The sequence below is a fragment of the Stenotrophomonas sp. P5_B8 genome, from assembly GCF_054049855.1.
In genome coordinates this window covers 1-4,234 of sequence record NZ_JBFULO010000352.1, presented here as the reverse complement: position 1 = coordinate 4,234, position 4,234 = coordinate 1, and the positions used below count along the sequence as shown (strand labels likewise).

Here is a 4,234-nt window from a genome sequence, read left to right as displayed (position 1 = left end):
CCCCCTCACCCGCCACCCAAGACAGCGGGCCAGTGGCCTTCAAATAGCAAAACATGCCAACCATTGGCCGTCACACAGCCCCACCCACACCCCTTGGACCAATGCTCCACCAACGTTACAGCGCCAGCAGTTCCCGAAGATCATCCATCACTGCCACGGCCTCGACGGTGTCCAGGTCGAGTCCACGCGGATAGCCGTAACGGACCAGCGCCACCGGCATGCGTGCATCCACCGCCGCGCGGTAATCGGTGATCGAATCGCCCACCATCAACGCCGCGTCCGGCGCGATGCCGAAGTGCGCGGCAATATGCCGCAGTGGCGCGCCACTGGGCTWGCGCTCAGGCAGCGAATCACCGCCGAGCACCAGCGCGAAAACATCCTGCAGCCCGAAATGCTGCAGCAGCGGCGCCACCAGGGCCGAGGGCTTGTTCGTGCAGATGGCCATGGGAACCTCGCGCGCGCGCAGACCCTGCAACGCCGCTTCTACCCCGTCGAACAGACGCGGGCTACGCAGCAGACAGGCCTCGTAGTGACGCATGAAACCGGGCATCACCGCATCCAGATCCACGTTACTGCCTGCCGCAGTGAACGCCTGTTCCACCAGCCGGCGCACCCCATCGCCGATCCAGGTCAACACCGTCGCCTCCGGCACGCGCGGCAACTGCCAGTCCTGCAGCGTGCGGTTCAACGCCTCGGCAATATCGGCCGCGCTGTCCACCAGCGTGCCATCCAGATCAAACACCACCAACGGATACGGATACGGATACGACAAGGCAATGCTCACTTCCACAGCAGGGAAGCGCCATTGTACGTAGGTGCGTGTGTGATGCCGATGCACGCCCCGGTAGAGCCGACCGTTGGTCGGCTGCACTTGAACCGGCAACCGCGCATCAGCACGTCGTGCAACTGCAACCGCAGTGGCCGCATGCAGCCGACCAACGGTCGGCTCTACCGGGGCTGCGTTTACAGCTGCGCCAGGAACGTCGGACTGGCAAAGCGTTCCACCAGGAAATCCAGGAAGCTGCGCATGATCGTCGGCAGCTGCCGGCGCGACGCGTAGACCGCATGGATGCCCAGGCCTTCCACGTCGTACTCGGGCAGCACTTCAACAAGTTCGCCACTGCGCAGCAGCGGGGCAATCTGGTAGGTCGGCAGCATCGCGATGCCTGCACCGGCACGCACCGCTTCGAGCAGCAGCGAGGCTTCGTTGGCGCTGATGTTGCCGCCTACCGCTACGGCGATCGCACGTCCGTCGCGCTGCAGATGCCAGACGCTTTTGCCAACGTAGTGGTGGGTCAGGCAGTTGTGCCCGGCCAGTTCGTCGGCAGTGGTCGGCGTGCCCCGCTCGGCCAGGTACGACGGCGCTGCGCACAGCACGGAACGACAGGGCGCCAACCAGCGCGCGATCAGCGCCGGATCGATCGCGCGCGAAATGCGCACGGCGATATCCACGCGTTCTTCGACCAGGTTGACCACCCGGTCCACCAGCAGCAGTTCGACCCGGGTCAGTGGATGGCGCTTGACGAAATCGGCCACCGCCGCCGCCAGGTGGATCTGCCCGAACGACACGCTGGCCGTAACCCGGATCAACCCGTGCGGTTCGGGATTGTCGGTGGCCAGCTCGCCGTGCAACTCATCGCCGATCGCCAGCATCTGCCGGAAGCGCAGCAGCGCGGCCTCGCCGGGCGCGGTCAGGCTGATCCGGCGCGTGGTCCGGTGCAGCAACCGCGCGCCCAGCCACCGCTCCACCTCGGCCAGGTAGCGGGTGACCATGGCACGCGACATCTCCAGCGCCTCGGCAGCGGCGGTGAGGCTGCCGCGCTCGACCACCTCCACGAACACGTTCATGGCTGTCATACGGTCCATCTGATCGATCCATGCAACAAATTAGACCGTTATACGCGGTTTTTCGGACGATTTAAGGCGCATACGCTGGCCTTCCTTCCTCAACGGATCCGCCCCCATGAAGATTGCCCTCGTTGGTGCCACCGGCAACATCGGTCGTGAAATCGCCCGTCAGGCCCTCGCCCGTGGCCATCAGGTCACCGCCATCGTGCGCCGTGAAAACGACCTGCCGACCGAACTGGACGGCGCCCAGCTCGCCGTCGCCGCGCTGGACGATACCGACGCCCTGGCCGCCGTGATCGCCGGTCACGACGTGCTGGCCAGCGCCTTCGGCCCGCGCCCGGGCGATGCCCCCGGCACGGTGACCAGCGTCTCTGCCGAGCTGGTCAAGGCCGCGCGCCAGGCCGGCGTGCCGCGCTTCATCATGGTCGGCGGCGCCGGCAGCCTGGAAGTGGCCCCCGGCGTGCAGCTGGTGGATACCGAGGGCTTCCCGGACGCCTACAAGCCGGTCGCCCTGGCCGCGCGCGAAACGCTCAAGCAGCTGCAGGCCGTCGATGACCTCGACTGGACGTTCTATTCCCCCGCCGCCGAAATCGGCCCGGGTCCGCAGCGCGGCGGCTTCCGCACCCAGGCGAAGAACTTCCTGGTGGCCGCCGACGGCCACAGCCGGATCAGCTATGCCGACTACGCCGATGCGTTCGTCAGTGAGATCGAGACGCCGCAGTACGTGCGGCAGATTGCCACGGCCGCGTATTGACGCAGCCGCCGGCCCTTGGTTGGCACGGACAGAGCAGCCGAGCATGGCTCGGCTCTACCGGGCCCCGGCGTGATGCCGGGGCCGCACCGCACAGGAATTAGTGAAATGCCGAACTTCTCGCGCGCCACTTTGGCGCTTGCGCTGGCCATCGGCACGGCGCTTGGCGTGACCGCACCCGCCGCCAGCCAGGCCGCCCCTGCAGCCGTCCAGGCGCATGCACTGCACGTGCAGCCCTACCATCCCGGTGACGAGGCGCTGTTCTCGGTGGCCTCCAACCTSATCACCGGCCAGCACGACGCCGTGCTGATCGACGCCCAGTTCGCTGCCTCCGACGCCGCCCAACTGGTCCAGCGCATCCGCGCCTCCGGCAAGCGCCTGACCACCATCTACATCAGCCACGGCGACCCGGACTACTACTTCGGCCTGGCCACCCTGCAGGACGCCTTCCCCGACGCCCGCATCGTCGCCACCGCGCAGACCGTCGCCCACATCACCGCCACCCAGGTTGGGAAGCTCGCCTACTGGGGACCGCAGATGGGCGCTGACAAACCCGCACGCATCGTCATCCCGCAGGTCCTGGACGGCAACACCCTCACCCTCGAAGGCCAGCCACTACGGATCATCGGCCTCGACGGTCCGACCCCGGACCGCACGGTCGTCTGGATACCCACCCTGCGCACCGTCCTCGGCGGCATTCCCATCGTCGCCGGCGAACATGTCTGGATGGCCGACACCCAGAGCGCGCAGTCGCATGCCGATTGGCTCACCACCCTGGCCACCATCAAGGCCCTCAAACCCACCCGCGTCATCCCCGGCCACTACGCCAGCGGCGCGACACTGGACAGCAGCGCCCTCGATTTCACCGCCGCCTACCTCCGCGCCTTCGACGAAGAAACCGCACGCAGCCGCAACGCCGATGCGTTGATTGCCGCGATGAAAAAACGCTACCCCACCCTGCAGGGCGTCAGTTCGTTGGAGGTGAGTGCCAAAGTCGCCAAGGGTGAAATGCAGTGGCCGTAACGGTGCATTGAGGTGGTGCAGAAACCCCGCGTTGGTCGTGGGTCATGCCATCACCGGATGTTGAAACACGGCCAGCGGTCGATCGGGATGCGACCCTACCGTGGTCATGCACTGTCGTCGTGGTGACGCGGGATGTTGTTCGTTTGCCATGCCACCACCGGATGTTGAAACACAGCCAGCAGTCGATCGGGATGCGACCCTACCGCGGTCATGCAATGTCGTAGTGGTGACGCGGGATGTTGTTCGTGGGTCATGCCACCACCGGATGTTGAAACACGGTCGTTGGTCGATTGGGATACGAACCGATTGCGAAGCAAAATGCCAGCAATGAGGCATCGCATCATTCGCAGGTCATGCCCCCACCAGATGATGAAGCTCGGTCGGCGGTCGATCCGGATCCAACCCCGCCGTGAAGCAAAATGCCGCGCCGCAAAACAGAGTAATGCTCCTTGCAGTTGCAGTTGCAGTTGCAGTTGCAGTTGCAGTGGCAGTTTTACTTCCCCTGCCCACCGACACGGTATCGAAGGGTGGCGTGGGTGGGGCTGCGGGACCGTCGTGCGCCATGGATGGCGCACGCGAGCCTCCAGGGATGGATTCACGGCGTGTCCCGCA

The 4,234-nt window shown here is 65.8% G+C and carries 5 protein-coding genes; 2 read left to right on the top strand and 3 right to left on the bottom strand.

The genetic code is table 11. The features are described 5' to 3' along the window. Positions 1–115: 115 nt before the first annotated feature. Together gph and ACXJKH_RS16140 are read right to left on the bottom strand one after the other, a co-directional pair. Positions 116–790, bottom strand: coding sequence for a phosphoglycolate phosphatase (gene gph / locus ACXJKH_RS16145; RefSeq protein ID WP_457320813.1), 675 nt, complete (start codon positions 788–790; stop codon positions 116–118). Positions 791–963: 173 nt separating this feature from the next. Further along, entirely contained in the window at positions 964–1,866 is a 903-nt protein-coding gene (locus ACXJKH_RS16140; RefSeq protein WP_457320811.1) for a LysR family transcriptional regulator, read from the bottom strand. A gap of 97 nt (positions 1,867–1,963) precedes the next feature. On the opposite strand from ACXJKH_RS16140, the gene ACXJKH_RS16135 reads away from it, so the two are divergent. Together ACXJKH_RS16135 and ACXJKH_RS16130 are read left to right on the top strand one after the other, a co-directional pair. Then, positions 1,964–2,602, top strand: a complete 639-nt coding sequence (locus tag ACXJKH_RS16135) for an NAD(P)-dependent oxidoreductase (RefSeq protein WP_457320809.1) — start codon at positions 1,964–1,966, stop codon at positions 2,600–2,602. 105 nt (positions 2,603–2,707) lie between these two features. Then, positions 2,708–3,622 (top strand): MBL fold metallo-hydrolase, encoded by a 915-nt coding sequence (locus ACXJKH_RS16130; protein ID WP_457320807.1) that lies wholly within the window; start codon positions 2,708–2,710, stop codon positions 3,620–3,622. 104 nt (positions 3,623–3,726) lie between these two features. On the opposite strand, the gene ACXJKH_RS16125 is transcribed toward ACXJKH_RS16130, so the two are convergent. After that, a partial coding sequence (locus ACXJKH_RS16125; protein ID WP_457320805.1) for a hypothetical protein occupies positions 3,727–4,234 on the bottom strand: 508 nt, incomplete at its 5' end.

Excerpts from the sequence above, each read along its gene's own strand:
- ACXJKH_RS16140 (WP_457320811.1), bottom strand. The coding sequence starts at position 1,866 with ATGGACCGTATGACAGCCATGAACGTGTTCGTGGAGGTGGTCGAGCGC.
- ACXJKH_RS16135 (WP_457320809.1), top strand. The coding sequence starts at position 1,964 with ATGAAGATTGCCCTCGTTGGTGCCACCGGCAACATCGGTCGTGAAATC.